The organism is Acetivibrio clariflavus DSM 19732 (assembly GCF_000237085.1).
GTDB lineage: Bacteria > Bacillota > Clostridia > Acetivibrionales > Acetivibrionaceae > Acetivibrio > Acetivibrio clariflavus.
The window spans coordinates 815,350-838,826 of the sequence record NC_016627.1 but is presented as its reverse complement, the minus strand read 5'-3'; the positions used below and the strand labels follow the sequence as shown (position 1 = coordinate 838,826).

Sequence of the window (23,477 nt, the reverse complement as noted above, 5' to 3'; positions counted from 1 at the left end):
ATCTCCTCAAAACATTATCAAATAGATATACCATTACCTAAACTTTCTCAACCGGAATCCAAATTTCACAATAATAATCCTCCGGATTCTCTGTGGGTGGGGTATACATTTCAACGTTATAGTTTCCTGCCAGCTTATATTCTTTGCAATTGGGCAGCCACTAACTCCATATTCTTGTATTAACATCCTGCAATGATTTCGGCAATGGCCCTCTACATGGAAATACTGCCCATGTTCCTGCAGGAATCACTCTAGTTACATAGCCTTCAGGAATCTCATTCCACGGCAAATAGTTGTCCGCAATCATATAGTCGAAATTCTTCCCATCGCTGTCTATACAGATCCCATACATTCCGCAAACAATATTATTCTCACCGCTTTGCATATGCTCTTGCCAAAACTTTGGAATTTCATCATAGGAAGTATCGGTATTAAAACTTCTTACTTTACCCATAACAGTAAACTGTTGCTTCTCAACAATCTTATACTCCAGCATTGTTCCGCCCTCCAATGTTAATTTTATTTTCAGCGGTGCAAAGGACTTTAGATTTGCACCTTTTAATTTAGCGGCTGAAGGAGAAATACCGTGAAACTTGGTGAATGCACGGGTAAAACTGTCGGGAGAATCATAACCGTACTTCATTGCAACATCAATTACTCTAGCATCCGCTTTGGAAAGTTCCTCTGCTGCAATACTGAGCCTGCGATTTCTGATATACTCTCCTACTGTGAAACCGCAAAGTACAGTAAATATTCTCTGAAAATGAAACGCCGAAACACATGCTTTTTCAGCAATTTCTTGAATATTCAGTTATTCTGTAAGATTCTCCTCAATGTACTCAATTGCATTTTGGATACCCTCTATCCACCCAATCACACTATTTGGCTCCTTTCTGCCTGTAATCCTATTGTACCACCCATCGGAGAGCCGTACCCGACTTTTTATGCCCTTCATTGTAAATATATTTAAGTATAGTTTCAGTAAGCAAAAATATTCGAATTAAACAATGTCGTTTTTAACCGCAAAAATCCCCAACTGAGTCCTATCTTTAAGATCAAGTTTTTTTAATATACCGGAAATGGCATTTCTTATACTTCCCTCGCTGAGATGCAAAATTTTAGCTATTTCATTTGTGCTCTTTCCGTCAACAATAAGTCTTATTATGCTTTTTTCTCTCTCAGATAAAAATACATTCAGTCCTTTATTTTCAATTATTGATATTTTAGAATAAGAATTTATTTTCTTTACAACATTGTTATATGTATCCTTATGCATAATTCCCAAGCCAGCTGCCACACCTTTAACGCTCAGTATCAATTCTTCTTCATCTATATCTTTTAATAAATATCCATCAGCCCCATAGTTTAATGCGTTTTGTATTCTTTCATCATCGTTGAAAACTGTAAGCATAACTACTTTTATATTGCTGAACATAGTTTTTATCAGTTTGGTTCCTTCAACCCCATCACATTTGGGCATCTCTATATCCATTAATACCACATGCGGCATAAATTGCTGACATAATTTTAAAGCCTCTTTACCGTTTTTAGCACATCCAACAACTTTAATATCTTTATCCTGTTCAAGGATTTTCTTGATGCCTTCCCTCAATATAGACTGATCATCTGCCAACACAACTTTTATCATAAATATTTTCGTCCCCCATTTCTGTCTTATTTAAAGGCAATTCAATATGAATATTGAAGCCCTCCCCATCACCTGAACCGTATTGGATTTCTCCATTGAGCTTTTCAATTCTTTGTCTCATCCCCTGCAATCCGAATCCTTTACCTTTGCGTTTTTTATCACACCCAATTCCATTGTCAAAAATAAAAAGCTTTATATGGGTATCTGTAAATTTAATCACTATATTAACTTCCGATGCTTTACCATGCTTCACTGAGTTTGTCAATGCTTCCTGACAAACCCTATATATCACTTCTTTATATTCCATACCGATATTCTCTTCTAACTTATTTACTGAAAGTTCGACCTTCACTCCCAAATGCTCAAAGTTATTGACCAACTTTTCCAGAGCATCAAACAAACTATTTTGCTCCAGTTCCTGCGGAATCAAGCCGTAAAGTGAACGCCTTACTTCTTTTAAACCGTCCTTTGTGGTTTTAAGCGCATTATTGAGCCTTTTTTCAGTTTCAACAACATCTACCCTACATAACGATATACTTTCGCTTATAAGTTTTATTAGTGCAATAAGCGTATATCCAAGGGTATCGTGGACATCTCTGGCCAAGCGGTTCCGTTCCTTTAAAACTGCGTTCTCTTCTACTGTAGAAGCATACTCCTTTAGCTTTTCATTGGCAATTTTGAGTTCCCTATTGGCAACTTCAGTGATTTTATTCTTTGAATACATGATGAACGCTATTATCAGACTAGCCATGCTAAATACGAAAAACAAAAGTGACGAACTTACAATACCGTGAGTTATTTCACTATTAGGAATTACACTGACAACTTTCCACGGAAGTTCTTCAAGCTGATATATTATACATTTACTTTTACAGCCGAATATATCCAGTGTAAAACTTTTAGCAGAGTTATAGTCCATGTTATCAAGGTTACTGTCGGATATCCTTTGTCCAAGATAATTATAATGCGGAGTTGCTATTACTTTATTCTTATCATCCAATATCATGAAATATCCATTATTGCCGATTTTCTTATCTTTAACTAACTCCGACAATTTAAACAATTCAATGTCCAAACCAACTACACCTATATAATTGCCATATTTATCCACTACTTTCCTTAAGCAGCTGATAACATCCTCATTGGAGAACTCGCTTTTATGGGATACCCAGTTATACTGAGTTTTCCTTTCTAAGGTTTCCGAAAACCAGTTTTTATCCGTTAAATTAATACCTGGTTCTATAAATTTATAAGAAATAGTCTCATTTTCCTTCGGAACAAAGTAGATATTGCTTATTCTGGAATCGGGAATAATAACTGATTCAAATAATGATAATATCTTAGAACGAAAAAATCTGTCCCCTTTTCCGTTCTCATACATTGACAAATCTTCATTTTGAGATAAAATATTTATTATGTTTTCAGGATATCTGAAAAAACCCTCTACAACTTCCAGTTGCTGATCCATACTTTGACTTAGCATAACTTCAAAATCTTTATTATTTGTCACATATGAAATAAAAAAGAAAACTGCATTCAACAAAACAAATAATATTAATATTGTATTTTTAATTAATAAACTGTTGTTAGCTTCTATAACTTTTTTCATTGTCCCTTTCATTCCCCAATTACAAGTAAATTGCTTTCTTATTTGTCTATATAAGCATTTCTAAAATAGATTTCAGCCAAAGGAGTTTTTATGTAGTTTTTTACATATGGCTGCACATAATAAGCATCTTTTCCATAAAACAAAGGAATTATAGTATAAGAGTCCATTAATATTTTTTCAGCTTCATGTAACATTCCTACTCTAAGATGATTGTCCGGAGTTTTTGTAGAATTATTAACAAGAGTATAATACTCCGATGGAAGTATACCTTTAAAAGCACTTTCACTGGCTAAAAATCCAAGGAAGTTTATAGGATCCAGAAAATCTGCTATCCAGCTATTAATTATTACGTCAAATTCCTGATTGTCCTTTTTTTGCGAATACAGCACATCTTTGCACACATCAAGTTCTACATTGATTCCTAGATTTTTTTCCCAGGATTCTTCAATATACTTAGCCTTTTCAGTATTTCTTGTAAGCAGTACAATAGTCGGAAATTTGCTTAAATCATCATACCCGGCTTCTTTAAGCAGTTCTTTTGCCCTATTTACATTTTCTTCTGAGAAATCTTTGCTCATATAGTGGCCGCCAACTATTCTGAAATCACTGCCCGGTTCTGCATCAGGTATACCATAGGGAACAAAACCGGTCGCTACCTGTTCATTCATTTTTCCTTCTTCAACAATGCGGTTTCTATCAATTGCAAGTTCTAAAGCTTGTCTAACTCTTACATCATCAAAAGGTTTATTTTTTGAATTAATACATAAGTAATAAGTTGTTGGCGAGTCATCGGCAAATACATTATTTCTTCCGGTGGCAATTTCGTCCGCTATATCAATATCATCCGGAAATACATATCCGAAATCTATCTTTTTTTCTTTATATCTTGTCCATATTTCTTCGTCATCTACTCTTTCTATAAGGTATCTTACAGAGTTAAGCTTTACATTCTCCTTATCCCAATAGTAAGGATTTTTTATTGTCCTAATCTGTTTATTCTCTTCCCAATCCTCTAAACAAAAAGGGCCATTGCTCACCATCAAATATGGCTTTCTGTACCATGAATCCGGATCTTTTTCGATAATATCCTGTCTTACGGGATAATAAGTATGGTAATTAAGTATTTCCAGAAAATATGAAATAGGTTTTTCGAGTGTAACTTTAAGTGTATATTCGTCTATTGCTTTAACCCCCACATCATCTTTTGTGCATTCATTTCTATTATAAGCTTCACCGTTTTTAAGATAATACATCATAAATACTACAGCCGATTGTTTATTAGGATCTAAAGCCCGTTTCCAGGCATACTCAAAATCATATGCGGTAACAGGTTTTCCATCACTCCAGAAAGCATTTTTTCTCAACTTAAATACATACTCCAAACCGTCTTCCGATATATCCCAGCTTTCTGCTATACCCGGTTCGATAGTGCCGTTAAGGTTCTTTCTGACAAGCCCCTCCCATAGATTACATGCTATATATTGCTCATTCAGCAATCTTAAAAATGCAGGGTCCAATGATATTACTCCATGCTGAACAGCTACCACCAAATTCTGTTCCGTTTTATTTTTTTGCATGCAGCCGGTAGTTAGAATTATGATAAATGTAATAAAAAATATAAAACTCTTTTTCAATATTATGCAGGTATTACAGTTTTTCACCAGTTCTCCCCCTAAAGTTTACCTTTTTTAATAATATAATACCATATCTTAAATTAATTGCAATTTCTCACAAACCATTTGTCTTTCATAAAGTGTCCAATTACTTTTATAATGTTTGACTTCAAAATATATGACAAATGTAATAATTTTAATGACAATCGACATATTGCCTATATTTGTAAATAGTATATACTATAATTAAACTTAACTGCTGCAGCATACTTATAGCATAAAGAGATAAAAAGCAATCTTTTTATTGAATTATAAGTTAAGTTGTTTGTTGTTTATATGATTTAGGTGGAGTTAACTTGTTGTAATATTTATTCCGATTTTTGTGTTAATCGCTTGGCGGGACGGAAATTATTAAGGCCTAAGAATTAATACAAAAATCGAAAGGGGTTACTGAAGGGTAAAGTAATATTACCGATAACTCCTCAAATCGTGCATACGTATGCAGAAATAATAAAACAATTCTATAAAATACATTTTAACTTAAAGTATTATTTTGAACTGAATCATATCTTTCAATATATTTTATAGACATTTTAAACAATATATTCTGTCCGTATATTTTGCCAAAACGTTGTGGTATTTGACTTAACAAAGGTTATAATAATTTACAGACTTATAAACTTGATAGAATTGGAAATTACAATACAAAAAATCAATGGATTTTATAAAACTGCTACAGCTGCAATAAACTATGCATAAAATTATACAGATATGCTTTCTATATAATAAAGCAGCATAAGTTTAATCTAATAAACCGTTATATTAACTAGAACATGCAAACTCATTGATTATAAAATTTTTAAAGTAACGTTTTTTCGGGGGACAACAATTTTGCTTGTAATGAATAGAGGATTCCTTCCTGGTATAGTTTTTAATTTCCAGGAAGGAAATTTTTTGCCAATATATCTTTTCACTTTCCTTTGTAAGGCTTCCATTTTATTTTCTTTGTCTCTTTCAACAAGTCATTCCATTATCATACTTAAAATAAAAATAATCGTTATATTAATAACTTTAGCAAGGTATTATATAACGATTCCCTTTTACTAATCCATAACAACAATTCTGTTTTCGGATTTTGTCCTTTTAACGTCAATTAACCTCTGGTTTTCCGAACCCCGGAATTTCAAAAGAAGATTTCTTTTATCTTCTTCATACCTGCCATCCACAAGTATATCAGTTTCATTAAGCAATGCTTCCCAACCACTAAAACCAGATAAGTTCTCCATGATGTATTCATAAGTGTAACCGGTATAAGTTACTATATTAAGGTTCAGCTTTTTTGCTTCTTTGGCAAGAACGGCAAAAGCCTCAGCCTGTTCAAAAGGTTCACCTCCGCTGAATGTGATACCATCCAGCATAGGATTCTTTTTTGCCTGATCAATTATTGAATCAACTGTTACCAATGTACCTCCATCAAAAGAGTGGGTTTCCGGGTTATGGCAGCCAGGGCATTTATGTTTGCAGCCCTGGGCAAAAACTACCATTCGTATTCCCGGTCCATCCACTATTGATTCTTTTATTATTCCTGCAATTCTTATATAAGTTTCCACTAAAATCACCATATCAACCAATCAAATAAAATTTATCAGTAAATTGAATTCAATCTATATGCAAAAGGACATATGCTTTATCCTGTCACGTTCCTCTGCTCTCTTTGCATCATTAAATCTTTCAACAGAACCCACCAGATACCCGGTAATACGCCTTATCCTTTCAAATTTTACATCTCCTTCTTTCCTGCCGCAGGAAGGGCATGTATCACCGATAATTCCGGTAAATCCGCACACTGGGTCTCTGTCCACCGGGTGATTGATAGATCCGTATCCTATACCGGCTTCTTTCATAGTTCTTATAATTTTCTCAAAAGCCTCAAGGTTCTGTGTCGGGTCTCCATCCACCTCAACATATGTGATGTGTCCGGCATTAGTCAGCTCGTGATAAGGCGCTTCAATCCTTATTTTGTCAAAGAAGCTGATTTCATAGTACACCGGAACATGGAAGCTGTTTGTATAATATTCTCTGTCGGTAATACCTTCAATTGAACCGAAAATTGCTCTGTCCATCTTGACAAATCTTCCGGCCAAACCTTCAGCAGGAGTTGCAATCAGGGTAAAATTCATATTGTATTTTTTACTGGCTTCATCCATACGCTTCCTCATATGTCTTATGATTTCCAAACCAAGCTTCTGAGATTCTTCAGATTCACCATGGTGCTTTCCTGTTAATGCCTTTAAACATTCTGCCAATCCAATAAAGCCCGTTGTGAGGGTCCCGTGCTTCAGAACCTCTCTAACTTCATCTTCCCATCCAAGTTTGTCAGAATCAATCCATATCCCCTGACCCATCAGGAAAGGATAATTTTTGACTTTCTTTCTTGCCTGTATTTCAAACCTCTCCAGAAGCTGATCAATTACCAAATCTATTTTCTTATCCAGTTCTTCATAGAATATACCGATATTTCCCTTACTTTTTAACGCAATCCTCGGCAAATTTATTGTGGTAAAGCTCAAATTTCCTCTTCCGTTTACTATTTCTCTGGAAGAATCATACACATTGCCTATAACCCTTGTTCTGCAGCCCATGTAGGCTATCTCTGTTTCCGGATGTCCAGGTTTGTAATACTTAAGGTTGAAGGGAGCATCCAGGAAGGAAAAGTTCGGGAACAATCTTTTGGCACTTACTCTGCAGGCAAGTTTGAACAAATCATAGTTAGGATCTCCCGGATTGTAGTTAACTCCTTCTTTAACCTTGAATATGTGCACAGGAAATATAGGTGTTTCTCCATTTCCCAGTCCCGCTTCAGTAGCCAGAAGTATATTCTTAATAACCATTCTCCCTTCGGGAGATATATCGGTACCGTAGTTTATTGAACTGAAAGGCACCTGGGCACCTGCTCTGCTGTGCATGGTATTCATATTGTGAATGAAAGCCTCCATGGCCTGATACGTACTTCTGTCGGTTTCCTCCCTTGCCTTTTCGGCAGCAAAAGCCTGAGCCCGTTGGATAATTGCAACATCCGATATATATTCTGCAAGACACTTTTGTTCCAATTCAAAATATTTTTCACTGTTCTCCAATGTTGGATAAACCTTTTCCTCATCGGCAAGCTTCCTGGAAATTTGGTTAACCAGGGCTGCGGCATCCTCTTTACCGGATAATAACTCCAATGCTCTGCCCAAGTTTAACCTGTAGAGTTTTAAATAAGTTTTTGCAACTCCCGATGCCATTCCGTAATCGAAATTAGGTATACTTTGCCCTCCGTGCTGATCGTTCTGATTGGACTGAATGGCTATACAAGCAAGGGCAGAATAACTGTGAATATCGTTTGGTTCCCTTAAATGACCATGACCTGTGCTGAAGCCATTTTTGAATAATTTAACCACATCAATTTGACAGCATGTAGTGGTAAGGGTAAGGAAATCCAAATCGTGTATATGGATATCTCCCTCTTTATGAGCTTTTGCGTGTTCAGGCTTCAATATGAACATCTCACAAAACTGTTTCGCACCCTCAGAACCGTATTTAAGCATGGTTCCCATTGCGGTATCACCGTCAATGTTGGCATTTTCCCTTTTCAAATCATTATCCTTGGATTCTTTGAAAGTTAACTCTTCATATATCTTCATCAACCGAGTATTCATTTCCCTTACACGGGTACGCTCAGCTCGGTATAATATATATTCCTTTGCGGTTTTAGCATATCCTTCCTCAATTAAAACCCTCTCAACAACATCCTGAATTTCCTCAACACCGGGAACTTTTTTACCCAAGTCCCTGTGCAGCTGTTCCACTACTCTTTCGGCAAGAGCCATAGCTGCTGAATAATCTTCCTCTCCTGCTGCTCTGGTTGCTTTAAAGATAGCATTAGTTATCTTCTCAATATTGAATGGTACTTCCCTTCCATCTCTCTTTCGGATCTTTGTAATCATTCTAACCTTTGTATTCATTTAATTCTGCACCCTCTTTTAAATTGAGTTTTGTGTTGTTTAGTGACATAAAAACCTCTCGACAAACGTCAAGAGGCTCCCCACATAAAATACCTATTCTGTATCTATGATCTCATATATGTATAATACACCCCTCTATCGCTCGTAGAGTCTATGGTGCAATATTACAGGCAGGTCTTCTGACTCTGGTTCAACGATACTCCATTCCTTCCCGGATTTTATCCAGTGGCTCTAATATGAAGTATCTCCCCATCACAGCGGCGGGACCGTTCAGGATTTTCACCTGATTCCCTTTTAAGCTGCAGTTAACAGCCACCTGTAATAACAATATTTAGTTATATTAATATTATCATACACAACATATTGTGTCAATAATCTTATTGACCTTATACGATTATAACATAGAATTTTAAAAAAAAACTATAGTAAAGTGATAATTTGAATATTAATAAAACTTCATATTAGTAAAAAGCATCATCATAAAAGCATAATCCCATTATCGGAATTTACGATATATAAATACTCGATGGGAAATATTCTACATGAATCAAACAAAAAGAGTTTCAAGGATATATAACACAATGAACGTTCTAAAGCGTCAGTTTCTTTTATATCCCTGAAACCATTTCGGTTAAATCTTGCCCCTCTTAAATGAGAGATAATACTTTTTTCAATAATTTTTAATTCTTTATTTGGCAAATATTTGTAAAATATTATTTACAAGAAGCCTCCCATTGATTTTACTTTCTTAATAGACATTTTATCAAAAGATATGATCTATTATTTATTCTTTCCTACAGTAATTTTACACTGGCTTGATAATTTGACAATTCATCAATTTTAAGATATTCAGTTGGCAAAATCAATTCAAATCCTGAATAATCATTTTATCCAACTGTTTTTTGCGGCGGTATTTTTCCCGGCAGACAAAATAAATAGCCAGTAAAATGATGGCAGGAATGTTCCCAAATAACCACAACATAGCCATCTGAACATAAAAACTTGCCGTCGCGCCATCATCAGGAATCATCATGTTAAGAGGTAAAAAGAAACTAAATAGAAACGCAATTATCGGTAATACGAGTCCCGGCCACCTGCTCTCTGTTTTAGATAAAAATATTTGTAACAAAACCACACCAACAATAAAAGCTAAAATTATTAACCCCCTCATGAATCATACCTTCCCTTTAATCTTTTTATATTCGCCAATTAGCATCTTTGCTGTATCAAAGTCTATCTTTTCGTTTATAGCAAGTCTTTTAATTAAAGCAATATATGGATCGCTTTCAAAATCGTCATTTACTTGGATTTTCTGAATAAGTCTGTCAAGCCTAAGTCTGACTGTCGGATAAGTCACGTTATATTGCTTTGCTATTTCTTTCAGAGAACCGGAAGCCAATATAAACTTTTTGATAAAGGATACATCTTCATCATCAAGATTGATTATCCATTCCGGAATCACTTCAAGTCCCATAATTTTCCTCCTTTAATATTATTAATTATAACATTTAATAATATTAAAATCAATATTATAGAAAAACTTTAATAAATATCAAAATCAATCTCAAACAATAATGCCTGGAACACTGTCCAGGCGTCTTATATTCATTTTAGGCTGAAATCAATTCAAATTCCCTTAATTTCCATCATATGTTTATTTTCTGTTTTTCACTATTGCCCATAATCTATAATCAACTGCAATGATTTTCTTGTTATACATAACTATTGTGATCTATTTATTTTGCTTGAAACAGTTATACAAAATTAGAATTTAATACTAATTAAGTATTTACTTTTCAAAAGCCTTATATATAATATATCAACTTTCGCAGGAAACAACTGATAGCTTTGCCTTGATATGAACAGGCAAACAAGTGACAAAGTAGTTGAGAAACTCGTTGACTGTTTCCTTTGTCAAAAGCAGTTTTTCCTGTAAAGTAGTTTTTAAAGCCTCTATTATAAGCTGCAGTGCCTCATGGAATTTAATGTCCTCAAGTTCATCGCAGCAATAGTAGAACAAAGTACCAATAGTGCGTAAATCAGTATTATTGCGGTTCTCAACCGCTAACATAATGTACCTTGAAAAAACAATAGTTGTATGGGCAACCATCATATCATAAGAACGACCTTGAAATTCCTTAGCCAGCTTAAGGTATGACTTACACATCTTGAAGAATACCTCTATGTCCCAGCGTTTTCCGTATATCCTGATTATCTCTGTCTCGGGAAGACTAGTATCTGTAGATATGAGAGCTAGCCATTTACTCTTGTTTCTTCGGTCACGGACAAAGACAATTTTTGCCGGAATGTGGTTTCCTTCTTTATCGTGTAATTCTACCATAACTGAAGCAAGGTATTTTGATCTTCCTCTACGTTTCCTGACAGTTCGGTATATCTCTCTCAATGATTTTTTTCACCATTGAAGTTATAGTAAATCTTGGGAGTATCCTTTACCATAGCTATCACATTAAGATTCATCTTACAAATTTTGATAATAGTAGCCGGAAAGGAGAACCAACTGTCAAATAAAACATATTTTGCTTTAATACCGGTAGCAACTGCTTGTTCCAGCATAGACAGAGCAGATTCCGGTGAAGTGGCTAAGGCATTCTGTCGGCGTTTAAAACCAACGGTTCTTTTATCTATAGTATTTTTCGCTGGATTAATGCAAACCCTTGGATTTGTTGAACTTAAAAGGTTGAAGGCCACAGGAATAAATGAATTACCGTCTGTCCAACCAAGTGTAAGCATACGAAAGCCTTTTTTATTCTTATTGCCGTCAGCATGATCTTTGACCCAACTTAAAAGCTCAACTGACTTGCTTCTTGTCCTACTGTAGAAGGAATCGTCAATTACAAAGGCATCAACCCGTTCATCTGACGTTAATCTATCGATATGATGATTTATGACCTTTGCAGAAAGCAAATATAAAAATCTTTGCCAGTTGATATGTATGGAATTTAAGAATCTGTAGACCACATCCCTTGCAAATGGTATATCAAAGCTTTCTGCTTTATAGTTCATAAACAGATTTTTGCCTGTAAAAACAAGTTCAAACAGTACTTTGAATACCGTAAGACAAGGAATACCTTTATCTTTATATGCGTTTGACTTTTTTAACAGATAGCCTACAGAAAACATTTTGAAAAAGTTATCAACTGTCAAAGAAAATCTATTTTCTTCCTTAACCTTCTGTGATACAATAGACATGTTCAAGAACCTCCAAATTGTCGATTTAATAGGGTTTGGGTACTTCTATTATATCACATAGAAGGGGGTTCTTGTACTTTTTTATTGCCCAAATCTATTGATTTTTCAATGTTCAGTGCACATTATTCACGTGCGAAAGTTGATTTATTTATGTAAATTTTTTGAACTAAATTGAAAGAGGTTGAATGAAAATGAAATTTTGGCAAAAATGTATCTTAATTTTTTGTATTTCAATTTGCTTAATTGTCCTTCAAGGTTGTTCGAATAAAGCTAGAACAACAGATATTAAATGTAAAGTAATTATTGATGATATTTCAGATTCAAATATTGTTGCTACCCTTTTGTATGATGATATAAAATTTAGAAATTCCAGAACTTATTTATGGGAAAACAAAAAAATTACTGCCAGTAACGATAAATACAAGAAAACGTTTGCCAATAAATATCCGGTGAGTTCGGAAATAAAACTAATAAAACAATTAAAACTAGATAAATTATTATCCGATACATATGGACAATTAATCTATTATGCAAATACAGTTGAATATGAATTATTTCTATATGAAGCATACGATTCTTTTGATTGGAAAATTTATTTTCTGTACGAAAATGACGTAAAGGAAATTACAATTAAAAACGACGAGGATCGCAACATATATACCTATCAAATCACAGAAGATGCAGTGTATGTGCATTCGAGCAAAATATATAAAATTAATAAAAAAGATTATACAATAGAAATTTTAGAAGTGCCCTTTGACGAGTTTGAAGTTGATTCAGCAGCTGCAGAATTAGGAGGCGTTTTTATTGATAATGATAATTATATTAAGGCAACTTCTGAATATAAAATTAAAAGCTCCGGAAATAATCAAATAACTCAGAATGAAAATGGTGGAGTAATTCTAAGATATAATTTTAAAACAAAGTCAGCAGAAACTTTTTTTGAGACCGATTATATTGAAAAGATATTTCCGCTAGACGATGGATATTTAGTGCTAGCTTGCGAAAAAGATACATATAAACCATGCTTAAAGTATTATGATAAAAATTTCAAACTTTCGGAATCTAAATATATAGAAATAGAATCGGAATACGGGAAAGTTTCTAACTTTTTTTGCGGGTCGTTTTTTTCCTTGTATGACGGTAAGCTATATGGAGTTATGAGAGTAGATGGAAAAAAAATAAATGAAATAGTGGTTATTGATATTCAAACAGCAAAAGTAGTTTATCAATTGGAATTCATTAATAGCATGGCATCAAAAGAGGGTTTTGGATTAATGGACGCAGCATTCCATTTGCGAAAAAACGGAAAACTTATTGATTTAAGCTTATACTAAATACTTACATCTTTGGAGCAGTATAAATAATTTCATAATTATGCAGATATCCATGATAATACCTGCTACTTCAATAACTAACCCTATGCAGCCTAACCAATCAGGTATCTGCAAAATTGGAATTTGACACTTAACTGTTTACTTTTTAAAAGCCGGTTATATATAATATAAATAGTTTTAATAATTCTAAAGTATATTAAAGCCAGTAAAAAAGGAGAAATATATGGATACATCCGATAAAGTTTTTGGAAAAAAAGATAAATATGAGTCCCCTGCAATTAAGAATTATACAGCAGCAAAAAAAGCCTTTGATGAAGGTGATTATAGTGAATCGCTAAGACTACAGACGTTTGCTTTTTGTATTGACCCTGATTTCACACCAACCTATGAATTGGCCGTTTTAACACTTGAAAAGCTGGGTGCACATGATGAAGCAAGTCTGTTCAAAAACGCTATTACAGATTTTAATAATTATAAACCTTTTTACGATTTAGGGCATCATTTCATAAATGCTGATAATTATCGAATGGCAATTCCCTTTCTCCAGCGTTCATTAATATTGTCAAGGAACTCCCTAGGTGTAGCTATGGAGTTGGCAATTGCATATACTGCACAATTTCAACCTGAAAAGGGAATGGAACTATTAAAGAGAATTGATTTAGGCGACAGTTTTTGGGCTTGGTGTCAGCTATATTGGTGCTCGCTGTTATCCAACAAGCCCGATGGCATCGAGGAATTTATCAGTCGAACAAGAATGCAATTTTTTAAAGATAATTCAGCTATACGCAATAAAAATACAGCAGCCATTTATGCCGCAATCAGTAAGCTGGAAGAATGTCTGTTAAGATATAAAACAGTAGAAAACCCTGAATATATAATTAGAATCTGGCACTATATCCAGTATGGCACAGCTATTCTCGATTATTTTGACAACAGTATAGCTGAAAATGCTTTAAAGGTGGCAGGAGGACGATATGTAGCCAAATTCGGTTCGAATAGCGATGTAAAAATGATTATATGCAAGCTTAAAGAATATCTGATAAAACTTGAAAGGTATCCGGAATCAATATATATTTTACCGGGTCGTAATTCTGAAATCCTGGGCAAAGCAATTTCAAAGATATTCGGTGTAGATTGTAAACAATACAATAGAAATGAATCGGTGCAAAACGGTTTAATAGTTGCAGGAGACACAAGTGAATTTAACGGTTATCCGGAGCTTGTTAACATTACAGGCAATACAGTGACCTTCGCATTAAATCACAACTGGCTGGAAAATTCATTGATAGCACCTGATGTTTGTGGCTTTATGACACAGATGTATATATTCCCTTGGGAAGGCGGTTCTCCAAAAATAAATCCTGAAACAAATAAAATTGACAAATCGGAACCTGATTTAAGGCCGGCTGAGGAAATTGCCGAATCTATTGCAAAAGAAGAAGTAGAAATCAATCCCGATTTTAAGGATATTCTGGAGTTCTATTATGAAAGAAAGGATTACTTGAAAGGTGGTTTAAAAGATAGTTTTAAAAGGTTACATTACAACACGGACAGTCCTGTAAAGGGTTCGTATTTTTGCTGATGCCAATTAATAAGTGCACAAAGCACATAAGGCACTATATATTTAGAATTCGGTAAATATCCTTTACCGAATTCTAAATATAACAATATAAAAACTTGATTTACAAATCTTAAGTTGTAGTATTTATAGGTGCAAAAGCACCTTAATTAAGATATTTTAAAATTTTATCGATGGAATAAAAGAGGATGTAAAAAATCTTGTGTATAAGAGATTGAATGTTCTCCTTCTTGGCAAGAATTTCTAATAAGAAAAGCTAAGGAGGAGAATTTTATGTCAACACTATCAAAAGAACATATAAAGCAATTAGTTCGGGAAAATAATTTCCAAAGCGTATCAGATGTAAATGCATATCTAAAAGACATTTTTAAAGATATTATTCAAGAACTGCTTGAGGCAGAACTTGAAGCAGAATTGGGTTATGCAAAAGATGATGTGGCAAATAAAAATACCGATAATAGCCGTAATGGTTATACACCAAAAAAAATAAAAAGTGAGTTTGGTGAAATTGATATACAAGTGCCTAGAGATCGTAAAGGAGAATTTCAACCTAAAATTATCCCAAAATATCAGCGTAATGTTTCCGGAATTGAGGAAAAAGTTATAGCTCTATATGCAAGGGGAATGTCTACAAGAGATATTAGTCAACAAATTGAAGAACTTTATGGATTCAGCCTGTCTCCGGAGATGGTTAGCAAGATTACTGACAGAATTGCTCCAGAAATAAAAGAATGGCAGCAAAGACCTCTTGAACCTATATATTCTTTTATATTTATGGACGCAATTCATTATAAGGTAAAGGATGAAGGAAGAATAACAAACCGGGCAGCTTACGTTGTTCTAGGAGTTACTATTGATGGATATAAAGATATCTTAGGGATATGGATTGGTGATAATGAATCGTCAAAATTTTGGCTTGGTGTACTGAATGACCTTAAAAATAGAGGAGTACAGGATGTTTTAATTTTTTGTGTTGATGGACTTACCGGACTTAAGGAAGCCATAAATGCTGCATATCCAAAATCTGAAGTGCAGCGTTGCATAATACATCAGCTGAGAAATTCTTTTAAGTATGTGCCATACAAAGACCTAAAAGCATTTAGTAATGATTTCAAAGAAGTATATCATGCTATTAATGAAGAAATAGCATTAGAAAAACTTTATGAACTTAAAGAAAAGTGGGGAAAGGAATATCCTTTTGCAATACGTAGTTGGGAAAATAACTGGGATGTTATAAGTCCATTTTTCAAATTTCCAGAAGAAATACGAAAAATAATTTATACTACAAATATAATTGAAGGACTACATCGTCAGTTTCGTAAGGTCACAAAAACAAAAACAATATTTCCAACAGACAGTTCACTAGAAAAGATTTTATATTTAGCATCAATGAATGTAGTAAAAAAATGGACACAACGTTACAAAAACTGGGATAGAGTACTTAGCCAATTGGTAATCCAATATCCAGGTAGGCTGGAAGAGTATATTTAAAAGCATTCACCCCCACCGCCCTCAAGGGCTCATCCTCATCGCCGGATGGGCTAGACCTCACAAAATTAAAAATATAGGTTTAAAAGGCTAATACTGACCATTATAAATGATTATTGCCAGATTTAATCAAGTTTATGTATAAAACTTAATAAATCCGGCAATAATATACAATGGAAAGGCAATAAAAAACAATATTCTGTAAACCTTGTCAACTAAAATTTACTTGCTAAAGAAGGATTACATAAATTATGATACACAAAATTACTTACATTCCCGAATAAAAATTAAAGATTCTTCAATCAGATTCACTTTCATCCCATCCAAATTTAAGTTCTGCACCTTCATCTTCATCTCCCATATCTATAGCTAGATTATTAGATACATCAATCCATGCTATTACAAAACCTTTATTATCGAATGTGACAGTTGATTCCTCATAGCCCCAGATTTCTCGGTTTTGTGTAGAACTTTTTAAAATACTGTCAGGTGTTCCCATCGCTCTTATTACATCCTTTTTACTTGATCCAAGTTTAAATACGGCACCTTCTACTTTATCTCCCATATACACAGCCAGATTATCTGATAGGTCATTCCATTCTGTTACCAAACCTCTACTATCAAATGTAACAGTTGAATTCTCATATTTCCAGATCTCTTTACTTGGTTCAGTTTCTCTTAAAATATCATCTGGTGTTCCCATCGCTCTTATTACATCTTGTTTACTTGATCCAATTTTAAATACGGCATCTTCAGTCTTGTCTCCCATATATACGGATAGATAATTAGATACATTATCCCATTCTATTACCAGACCTCTATAATCAAATGTAACAGTTGAATACTCATAGCCCCAGATCTCTTTGCCTGAACTTGATATTGTGTAAATATAATGTGGTGTTCCCATAGCTCTTACTACATCCTCTTTACTCGATCCAATTTTGAATACTGCGCCTTCAACCTTATCTCCCATATATACGGATAAATTATTAGACCTGTTATGCCATTCTTTAACTACACCTTCATTGTTAAAAGTTATCGTTGAATCGTCGTATTTCCAGATTTCTTCGTCAAGTGCAGGACGACTTTCAACACTATCAGGATCACCCATAATTTTTTTTACTGTTTCTTTATCCATTCCTATAGCTATGGAGTTATTACGTGCAATTTGATATGCTATACTACTCTTATAGTCTTTATTATATACATTGATGAAAAATATCATAATAATTATTGCTAAAACAATATTACTTGGAACAAACCATTCAGGGATACTGTATTTTCTTTCTCCATTTTTTATCTCATCTTCATACGCAATTTTAAAGATTAACCCTCTTACAAAGTTTATTATACCCCACAGTACTGTACTCCAAAAAATTATGCGAACTCCCTTACTGGCAGATTTTAAACTATATATAATACAAACTAAAATCAGACCAGCAATTATCCATAATATACCGGAAATAATATATTCTTTATAATAAAAGGGCATACTTTCGTCATTTTCAGTCTTCTTTGACGAATATGATGTTTCATTTCTATTTGTATAATATGGATTTGCTTCATCATTCCAATACCAGGTATAACTTGAATATGCTTTTTGATTTGTTCTATAATTCTTAAAACTTTCATTTGTTTTATAATTCTTAAAACTTTCTTTTCTTAATGATTCGTCATATTTTCGCCGCTTAATCGGATCTCCCAGAATATCAAACGCATAATTAATTTCCTTCATTTTCTCTTCAGCTTTTGATTTATCACTTCCAGTATATAAATCCGGATGATATTTTTTCGCCAATGTTCTGTAAGCATCTTTAATCATTTCTTGAGAAGCTTCTTGGCTAACTTCTAAAACATCATATAGATTCATAATTTTACCTCTTGTTTAAATTTTGTTGTACAATTATACGGAAATCCTCATTATAAGGGAATAGGTATTATATAATTCTGATAAATCCATCTCCTCAACTATTCGCCCCAGCAACCTGAAAGAATAATCATTAGGTTTCATGTACTCAATATTTTATGGTAATTTTAACTGATAGAACTCACCACTAATGGTATAATCTTTATGTATTAAATTATTTAGTGGCATAAATATATTTTACACCAAAATCCGGAATTTTCGAAGTCTAGATTTTGTTTTTAGATATAAAAGAGCTGCTACACTAAATTTCTTAGTGCAACAGCTCATTCATAACATAATAACCATTTTTTGAAATCTTAAGTTGCAGTATTTGTATCAGTATCCCATGCTTCCTACTATTATACCTATTTTCTGGTTATATTACTTTAAAAATTTTCTATGTCATCAAACTTTAACAGATTCTTCTTTTATGTAAAGTAGATATTGATCATAAAGTCATAAACCAATATGTTCAAAATTTTACCCAGCTTGTTATCAAAAAAAGTTCTGTTAATCTATAAGTGGACAATACAGAAAAAACAGTAATTTGTCAACATTGTCTGGTGCATAATTAACAGTTTATATTCTTGAGTTCTGCTTCTAAATATGATATCTTATTAATCTGGTATAACTTGTATGATATTCTATTAATAGGTACAATTTATTACTATTAAAAGAGGAGTTTTATATGTTAAGGATAAAAAAAGTTTAAAAAGTCTTTTATTTATTACTCTTATATCATTATTTGTTAATTCAATTAGTGCAATAAACGTTTTTGCCAATGATACAATGAAGTATTCACCATTGGTTAATAAGATTTCTGCAGGAGGAAGTTTTTCTCTTGTACTCGATAAGGATGGAGAAATTATAGCTTGGGGTAGTAACAATTTGAATCAATGTTATCCTCCTGTAGGCAAATTTATAGACATATCTGCCGGATTGACCCATTCCCTTGCATTAAGTGCTGACGGTTCCGTTGTATCCTGGGGATCTAAGAATACATATAATATGCCCTCAGAGTTTAAAAGCAAAGTTAAAGCTATTTCTGCAGGCGGACATTCTTTGGCATTAAAAACGGACGGCTCAGTAGTAAGTTGGGATAGTTCCTACGAAGTTCCTTCAGAAGCAAAAAGTGATGTAATCGCTATTTCCGCTGGTATAAATCATTCTCTGGCATTAAAAAATGATGGTTCAGTAATAGCATGGGGAACTAATACATATGGTGAGTGCAATGTTCCTCTTGAAGCAAAAAGTCATGTAATAGCAATCAGTGCGGGTGCAAAACATTCACTGGCACTAAAGGATGATGGCACCGTTGTTGCTTGGGGAGATGACAGCGACAATCAGTGCAAAATACCACAAAATGTTAACGATATCGTTGCAATCAGTGCCGTATCATATCATTCTCTTGCTCTAAAGAAAGATGGTACAATAATAGCATGGGGACGGAATTATGAGCGTCAGTGCTCTATCCCTGATAATGCTGAAAATATAAAGTTAATTGATGCAGGAGATATGCATTCATTAGCTGAAAACAAGATGGTACAGTTCTGATTTGGGGTAATATTGACTGGCTTAATCAAAAATTAGAAAGAGAAAACTCAATAATTTCCGTAATTAATGCACTAGATAAACTTCCTGAAAATGCGGAAGCCGCCTCATTGATTTCAGATTTAGAATTGCTAAAAGTTTTATTGGATAACACTAATAATGCAATAAAATCTGCTTATTTATTGTTTGCTCCGAAAGATCAAATTCAATCTCTTGATAATTATTATAGAATAGCTGTTACCGAGAACAGAATTCAAGAATTATCTACGCCCAAGCATACAGTGTTTTTGATAGATCCATCGGCAGAAACAATCTGCGAGGCAGAGGATTCCTACATATATAATACAGTTATCAAAAGCGCAAATGCTAATTATTCGGGCATAGGTTATGTAGACTTTTATAATGAAAGCGGAAGTTACATTGAGTGGACTGTAAGTGCTCCTTACGAAGGTACTGCTATACTTAATTTCAGATATGTAAATGGAAGTACAGATAATAGACCTATGGAAATTGAAGTTAACGGAAATGTGTTAGGAATCTTGGACTTCAATACCACAGGAGATTGGACAACTTTGAAAAGCCAAACTATTACGGCCGACCTTAATAAAGGGACTAATACTATCAGAGTTACATCAAAAGCAACTGATGGTAGTCCTAATATTGATTATTTAGGAATAACCATGGTTCGGAGTACTCCCTATATTTACGGAGATTTGAATGGTGATAAACTTGTCAATTCAATAGACTTTGCTTTACTAAAAATCTATTTACTTGGGTATAGCAAAGAGTTTCCCTATGAATACGGTATAAAGTCAGCTGATTTAAATCGTAATGGCGAAGTTGATTCTATTGACTTTGCCATTCTGAGGAGTTTTTTGCTGGGTATTATTAAAGCTATACCTGTTGGTGCAACTTAATTGTTAGAATTCCAGGCAGTACAATCGTAACCAATTTCTTAAAAAAAGTATATCCAAGACTTTCAATATTCTTCAGAATTGTAGCAACTTCCCTTGTGTTTGGAGTGGACGCCAGTCCGGTATTGATTATTATTTTATTCTTTCTTCTTAAATAAATTTTGTTCATATATTCCTCCATTTTAAAGGGTAGCGGGGTTTCTAAGCTCACCCAATGATTATAGATGGAAGAACCCCCTTAGCCTTTTGTAAAAGGTAATCGCATTTTCTAGTAGCCTCACCAAATATTTTTTAGAAAGGAGAAAATGCTGTAGCCTTGTTACATTTATAATTATATGGGAGGAATAAAATATGTTACAGATAAAAAGTTTGCAATCTTAGATTTTATTACCTGGTTATCATATATCTGTGAAAAACATCACCCATCGTCAAAATAAAAAAAGATGCTGAAGAAGAGCATAGTCACTAATACCAAAAGTGCCAGTAGAAAATATTAAGTTCAGCTTTCTATATATAAATCAAAAATACATAGAATGCTAGTTTTAATAATATTCCATCTTACATATAATCTTTAGGAGTTCCCCAGTTCTCGAACCAGTTGTACTCCAGGTTTGCTGAGCCAAAATGTATCCATATCGGGGCTTTGTCCAACTCAGGGTGAGCTGCAAATAATCTTCTATCCCCATACCGGATAGCTTCCAAAGCTAAGGGCAGCTCACGCTTAAAAATTTCAATACGCTTAGCAGCTACTGCCGGATCAAACTGACCATCTACATATACATACACATACAAGAACGGAAATCCATTATTAGTTCTCCATTCTGCAAGCACTTCATCTCTCATGGCATTTACCTTATCATATGCAAACTGCAGACCTATGGCGAGAAAGAGGTCTGCAGTTATATCTGAGTGCGTTAATGTATATTTACGCCCTATTATAGGCTGAGTCATTGTAACACCAGCTCTGAAATCTACATACAACTTATCTGTATCGAGTCTTTTCATAATATCACTTCCCTATATTTAAATGCACATTTCATCTGATTCAATGTCTTCATAATATTATATGTACAGTACAAAGAAAGGTGCGGTAAAAAACTAACCTGTATGGCATCAATGTGCTTTCCCCTAATATAAATATAGATTGCACACACCCCACCTAATTATTGCTTCAATAAATGTATGCCGATGCTAGTATAAAATTTTGAAAAGCTTCAAAAAATAACTAAACCAGAAATTCAATAAAGGATGTGTTAATATGGCACTTTTAGGAAATCCCTTTATAGCAAATGTACCACGGCAAATGTCTAATGAAGAATTAGCTCAGGCTCTGCGAATCAATATTGCTGATGAGCTAGAAGCCATTATCGGATATGAGGCTCACGCAATGGCAACAAATGATGAACGCGTGAAAAAAGTTCTTTATCATATAGCTGATGAAGAAAGACAGCATGTTGGCGAACTACAACAGCTACTTTATATGATTTGTCCAAAAGAGGCTGAGCATACTGAGAAAGGCAGACAGAAGATCCAACAACAGCAGGCACAAAATTTTCAGGCTCCATTACAGTAATATCTGAATTCGAATCATTCTGACAAGAAATAATTCAGATTTGCTTTATATCAGAATTAGCCATCAACTTCAAAAAGCCGACCTAAAACTAAGTCCCAGGTCGGCTAGTTATTTGTACTTATTCAATACAACACTTATTTTGACTTTGTTATTCCGAATCTCATAGGACATTTGGTACGGCATTTGTTGCAATTAACAGTATCAAAGCCTCTGGCTGTTTTCCCAAAAATATTCTGGCGGCAAAGCTTTTGATTGACTCTCTTATCTGCAATCGCCTGCACAGGGCAATTATCGATACATTTACTGCATCCATCAATACACAAATCCGGCTGTAAATCATCCGATTCCAATTCCAGATCAGTAAGTACAGTTCCTATTGTAAGACGGTTTCCATATTCAGGATTGATGAGCAATGAACTTTTTCCGATAGAACCAAGTCCGCATAGGACAGCTGTGTGACTCATCGAAATCAGTCCTTTTGCAGTCATGTTTTCCGCATCCCAATACTCATAAGGTGTATCACAAGGAACCGGAACAGCAAGACAGTTATATCTCTTTTCTAATTCTTTAGCAAACTTCAATTCAATGTCATCAAGAATAGAGCATATTTTACTATTAAAGTGACCATACAGCAATCTGGGCGAAACTTCATATAATGCTTTAGGTAAAGCTACTCCCAGTGCTATAACAGACTTGCACTTATCAAATAAATCAAGAGGTGAAAAACCCGTAGGTGCATTTTCAAACCTGTCTATGCTTCCAACACCGCAAACATCAGCCCCAAGCTGATATGCCAATTCTTTTATCGCTCTTTTCACTAAAATCACCTCCATTTCGCTACATTACATATCATATCGATATAATTTCATTAAAAGCTTTCCACGTTATTTAAATAAATCCTCTAAACTCTTCCATTCAAAATTGCAATATCTACTCGTAAACAAAACTAGCGCATCAATCTGAATCAATTAGTTTTCTTTATCATATGGCAAAATAAGCCATAACCCTGTTTCTGTAACTCTATAATATTTGTCAGTTTCAG

General features: G+C 34.0%; 17 protein-coding genes, 3 pseudogenes and 1 riboswitch. Of the genes and pseudogenes, 6 read left to right on the top strand and 14 right to left on the bottom strand.

Features of this window, described 5'->3' with window-relative positions; translation table 11 throughout:
• Positions 1–37: 37 nt before the first annotated feature.
• From CLOCL_RS03525 to CLOCL_RS23765, 9 genes and pseudogenes are all read right to left on the bottom strand, one after another.
• Positions 38–874 (bottom strand): annotated as a pseudogene (locus CLOCL_RS03525) (effector binding domain-containing protein).
• A 126-nt stretch (positions 875–1,000) separates the two neighbouring features.
• Positions 1,001–1,648 carry a response regulator transcription factor gene (locus CLOCL_RS03520; protein WP_014254056.1) on the bottom strand — a complete coding sequence of 216 codons (648 nt, stop codon included), beginning with the start codon at positions 1,646–1,648 and terminating at the stop codon, positions 1,001–1,003.
• Positions 1,623–3,257: a sensor histidine kinase gene (locus CLOCL_RS03515; RefSeq protein ID WP_014254055.1), complete on the bottom strand. Its 1,635-nt coding sequence runs from the start codon at positions 3,255–3,257 to the stop codon at positions 1,623–1,625. Before CLOCL_RS03515 ends, CLOCL_RS03520 begins: the two co-directional genes overlap by 26 nt.
• A gap of 38 nt (positions 3,258–3,295) precedes the next feature.
• Complete coding sequence (locus CLOCL_RS03510) at positions 3,296–4,918, bottom strand: peptide ABC transporter substrate-binding protein (protein WP_014254054.1); 1,623 nt, start codon at positions 4,916–4,918, stop codon at positions 3,296–3,298.
• A gap of 1,055 nt (positions 4,919–5,973) precedes the next feature.
• Positions 5,974–6,480, bottom strand: coding sequence for an anaerobic ribonucleoside-triphosphate reductase activating protein (nrdG, locus tag CLOCL_RS03500; protein WP_027622557.1), 507 nt, complete (start codon positions 6,478–6,480; stop codon positions 5,974–5,976).
• 54 nt (positions 6,481–6,534) lie between these two features.
• Positions 6,535–8,859 (bottom strand): anaerobic ribonucleoside triphosphate reductase, encoded by a 2,325-nt coding sequence (locus CLOCL_RS03495; protein WP_027622556.1) that lies wholly within the window; start codon positions 8,857–8,859, stop codon positions 6,535–6,537.
• Positions 8,860–9,029: 170 nt separating this feature from the next.
• A riboswitch (cobalamin riboswitch) is annotated at positions 9,030–9,212 on the bottom strand.
• A 527-nt stretch (positions 9,213–9,739) separates the two neighbouring features.
• The gene (locus tag CLOCL_RS03490) at positions 9,740–10,048 is read right to left on the bottom strand and encodes a hypothetical protein (protein WP_014254051.1); all 309 of its coding nucleotides are present in this window, start codon (positions 10,046–10,048) and stop codon (positions 9,740–9,742) included.
• Positions 10,049–10,051: 3 nt separating this feature from the next.
• On the bottom strand, positions 10,052–10,351 hold the full coding sequence (locus CLOCL_RS03485) for a DUF2089 family protein (protein WP_014254050.1): 300 nt from the start codon (positions 10,349–10,351) through the stop codon (positions 10,052–10,054).
• 345 nt (positions 10,352–10,696) lie between these two features.
• Positions 10,697–12,087, bottom strand: a pseudogene (locus CLOCL_RS23765) (IS4 family transposase).
• A 191-nt stretch (positions 12,088–12,278) separates the two neighbouring features.
• On the opposite strand from CLOCL_RS23765, the gene CLOCL_RS03475 reads away from it, so the two are divergent.
• The 3 genes from CLOCL_RS03475 to CLOCL_RS03465 all read left to right on the top strand — a co-directional run bounded on the left by CLOCL_RS03475 (position 12,279) and on the right by CLOCL_RS03465 (position 16,494).
• The gene (locus CLOCL_RS03475; protein WP_014254048.1) at positions 12,279–13,424 is read left to right on the top strand and encodes a hypothetical protein; all 1,146 of its coding nucleotides are present in this window, start codon (positions 12,279–12,281) and stop codon (positions 13,422–13,424) included.
• A gap of 223 nt (positions 13,425–13,647) precedes the next feature.
• Complete coding sequence (locus tag CLOCL_RS03470; RefSeq protein WP_014254047.1) at positions 13,648–15,006, top strand: tetratricopeptide repeat protein; 1,359 nt, start codon at positions 13,648–13,650, stop codon at positions 15,004–15,006.
• Positions 15,007–15,276: 270 nt separating this feature from the next.
• Positions 15,277–16,494, top strand: a complete 1,218-nt coding sequence (locus tag CLOCL_RS03465) for an IS256 family transposase (RefSeq protein ID WP_014254046.1) — start codon at positions 15,277–15,279, stop codon at positions 16,492–16,494.
• 295 nt (positions 16,495–16,789) lie between these two features.
• Here the strand turns inward: CLOCL_RS03465 and CLOCL_RS20880 are convergent, their stop codons facing one another.
• A complete protein-coding gene (locus CLOCL_RS20880; RefSeq protein WP_014254045.1) occupies positions 16,790–18,361 on the bottom strand; it encodes a DnaJ domain-containing protein in 1,572 nt (523 codons plus the stop codon).
• Between the two features lie 45 nt (positions 18,362–18,406).
• A pseudogene (locus tag CLOCL_RS23760) lies at positions 18,407–18,586 on the bottom strand (IS5/IS1182 family transposase); the annotation flags it as partial.
• Between the two features lie 615 nt (positions 18,587–19,201).
• Here CLOCL_RS23760 and CLOCL_RS03455 point away from each other — a divergent pair.
• Positions 19,202–19,951 carry an RCC1 domain-containing protein gene (locus tag CLOCL_RS03455; protein WP_051411270.1) on the top strand — a complete coding sequence of 250 codons (750 nt, stop codon included), beginning with the start codon at positions 19,202–19,204 and terminating at the stop codon, positions 19,949–19,951.
• 107 nt (positions 19,952–20,058) lie between these two features.
• Positions 20,059–20,865: a dockerin type I domain-containing protein gene (locus tag CLOCL_RS03450; RefSeq protein ID WP_014254043.1), complete on the top strand. Its 807-nt coding sequence runs from the start codon at positions 20,059–20,061 to the stop codon at positions 20,863–20,865.
• On the opposite strand, the gene CLOCL_RS03445 is transcribed toward CLOCL_RS03450, so the two are convergent.
• Together CLOCL_RS03445 and CLOCL_RS03440 are read right to left on the bottom strand one after the other, a co-directional pair.
• Positions 20,843–21,031, bottom strand: coding sequence for a hypothetical protein (locus CLOCL_RS03445; RefSeq protein ID WP_014254042.1), 189 nt, complete (start codon positions 21,029–21,031; stop codon positions 20,843–20,845). The two genes, CLOCL_RS03450 and CLOCL_RS03445, sit on opposite strands and share 23 nt — an antisense overlap.
• 389 nt (positions 21,032–21,420) lie before the next feature.
• Complete coding sequence (locus CLOCL_RS03440) at positions 21,421–21,867, bottom strand: staygreen family protein (protein WP_014254041.1); 447 nt, start codon at positions 21,865–21,867, stop codon at positions 21,421–21,423.
• 253 nt (positions 21,868–22,120) lie between these two features.
• Between CLOCL_RS03440 and CLOCL_RS03435 the strand changes: the two genes are divergently transcribed.
• Positions 22,121–22,435: a demethoxyubiquinone hydroxylase family protein gene (locus CLOCL_RS03435; RefSeq protein WP_014254040.1), complete on the top strand. Its 315-nt coding sequence runs from the start codon at positions 22,121–22,123 to the stop codon at positions 22,433–22,435.
• A 134-nt stretch (positions 22,436–22,569) separates the two neighbouring features.
• Here the strand turns inward: CLOCL_RS03435 and CLOCL_RS03430 are convergent, their stop codons facing one another.
• A complete protein-coding gene (locus CLOCL_RS03430) occupies positions 22,570–23,253 on the bottom strand; it encodes an epoxyqueuosine reductase (RefSeq protein WP_014254039.1) in 684 nt (227 codons plus the stop codon).
• Positions 23,254–23,477 lie beyond the last annotated feature (224 nt).

Coding starts and splice junctions, on each gene's coding strand:
- CLOCL_RS03445 (WP_014254042.1), bottom strand. CDS start 21,031: ATGAACAAAATTTATTTAAGAAGAAAGAATAAAATAATAATCAATACC.
- CLOCL_RS03520 (WP_014254056.1), bottom strand. CDS start 1,648: ATGATAAAAGTTGTGTTGGCAGATGATCAGTCTATATTGAGGGAAGGC.
- CLOCL_RS03490 (WP_014254051.1), bottom strand. CDS start 10,048: ATGAGGGGGTTAATAATTTTAGCTTTTATTGTTGGTGTGGTTTTGTTA.
- CLOCL_RS03495 (WP_027622556.1), bottom strand. CDS start 8,859: ATGATTACAAAGATCCGAAAGAGAGATGGAAGGGAAGTACCATTCAAT.
- CLOCL_RS03515 (WP_014254055.1), bottom strand. CDS start 3,257: ATGAAAAAAGTTATAGAAGCTAACAACAGTTTATTAATTAAAAATACA.
- CLOCL_RS20880 (WP_014254045.1), bottom strand. CDS start 18,361: ATGAATCTATATGATGTTTTAGAAGTTAGCCAAGAAGCTTCTCAAGAA.
- CLOCL_RS03435 (WP_014254040.1), top strand. CDS start 22,121: ATGGCACTTTTAGGAAATCCCTTTATAGCAAATGTACCACGGCAAATG.
- CLOCL_RS03470 (WP_014254047.1), top strand. CDS start 13,648: ATGGATACATCCGATAAAGTTTTTGGAAAAAAAGATAAATATGAGTCC.
- CLOCL_RS03440 (WP_014254041.1), bottom strand. CDS start 21,867: ATGAAAAGACTCGATACAGATAAGTTGTATGTAGATTTCAGAGCTGGT.
- CLOCL_RS03475 (WP_014254048.1), top strand. CDS start 12,279: ATGAAATTTTGGCAAAAATGTATCTTAATTTTTTGTATTTCAATTTGC.
- CLOCL_RS03465 (WP_014254046.1), top strand. CDS start 15,277: ATGTCAACACTATCAAAAGAACATATAAAGCAATTAGTTCGGGAAAAT.
- CLOCL_RS03485 (WP_014254050.1), bottom strand. CDS start 10,351: ATGGGACTTGAAGTGATTCCGGAATGGATAATCAATCTTGATGATGAA.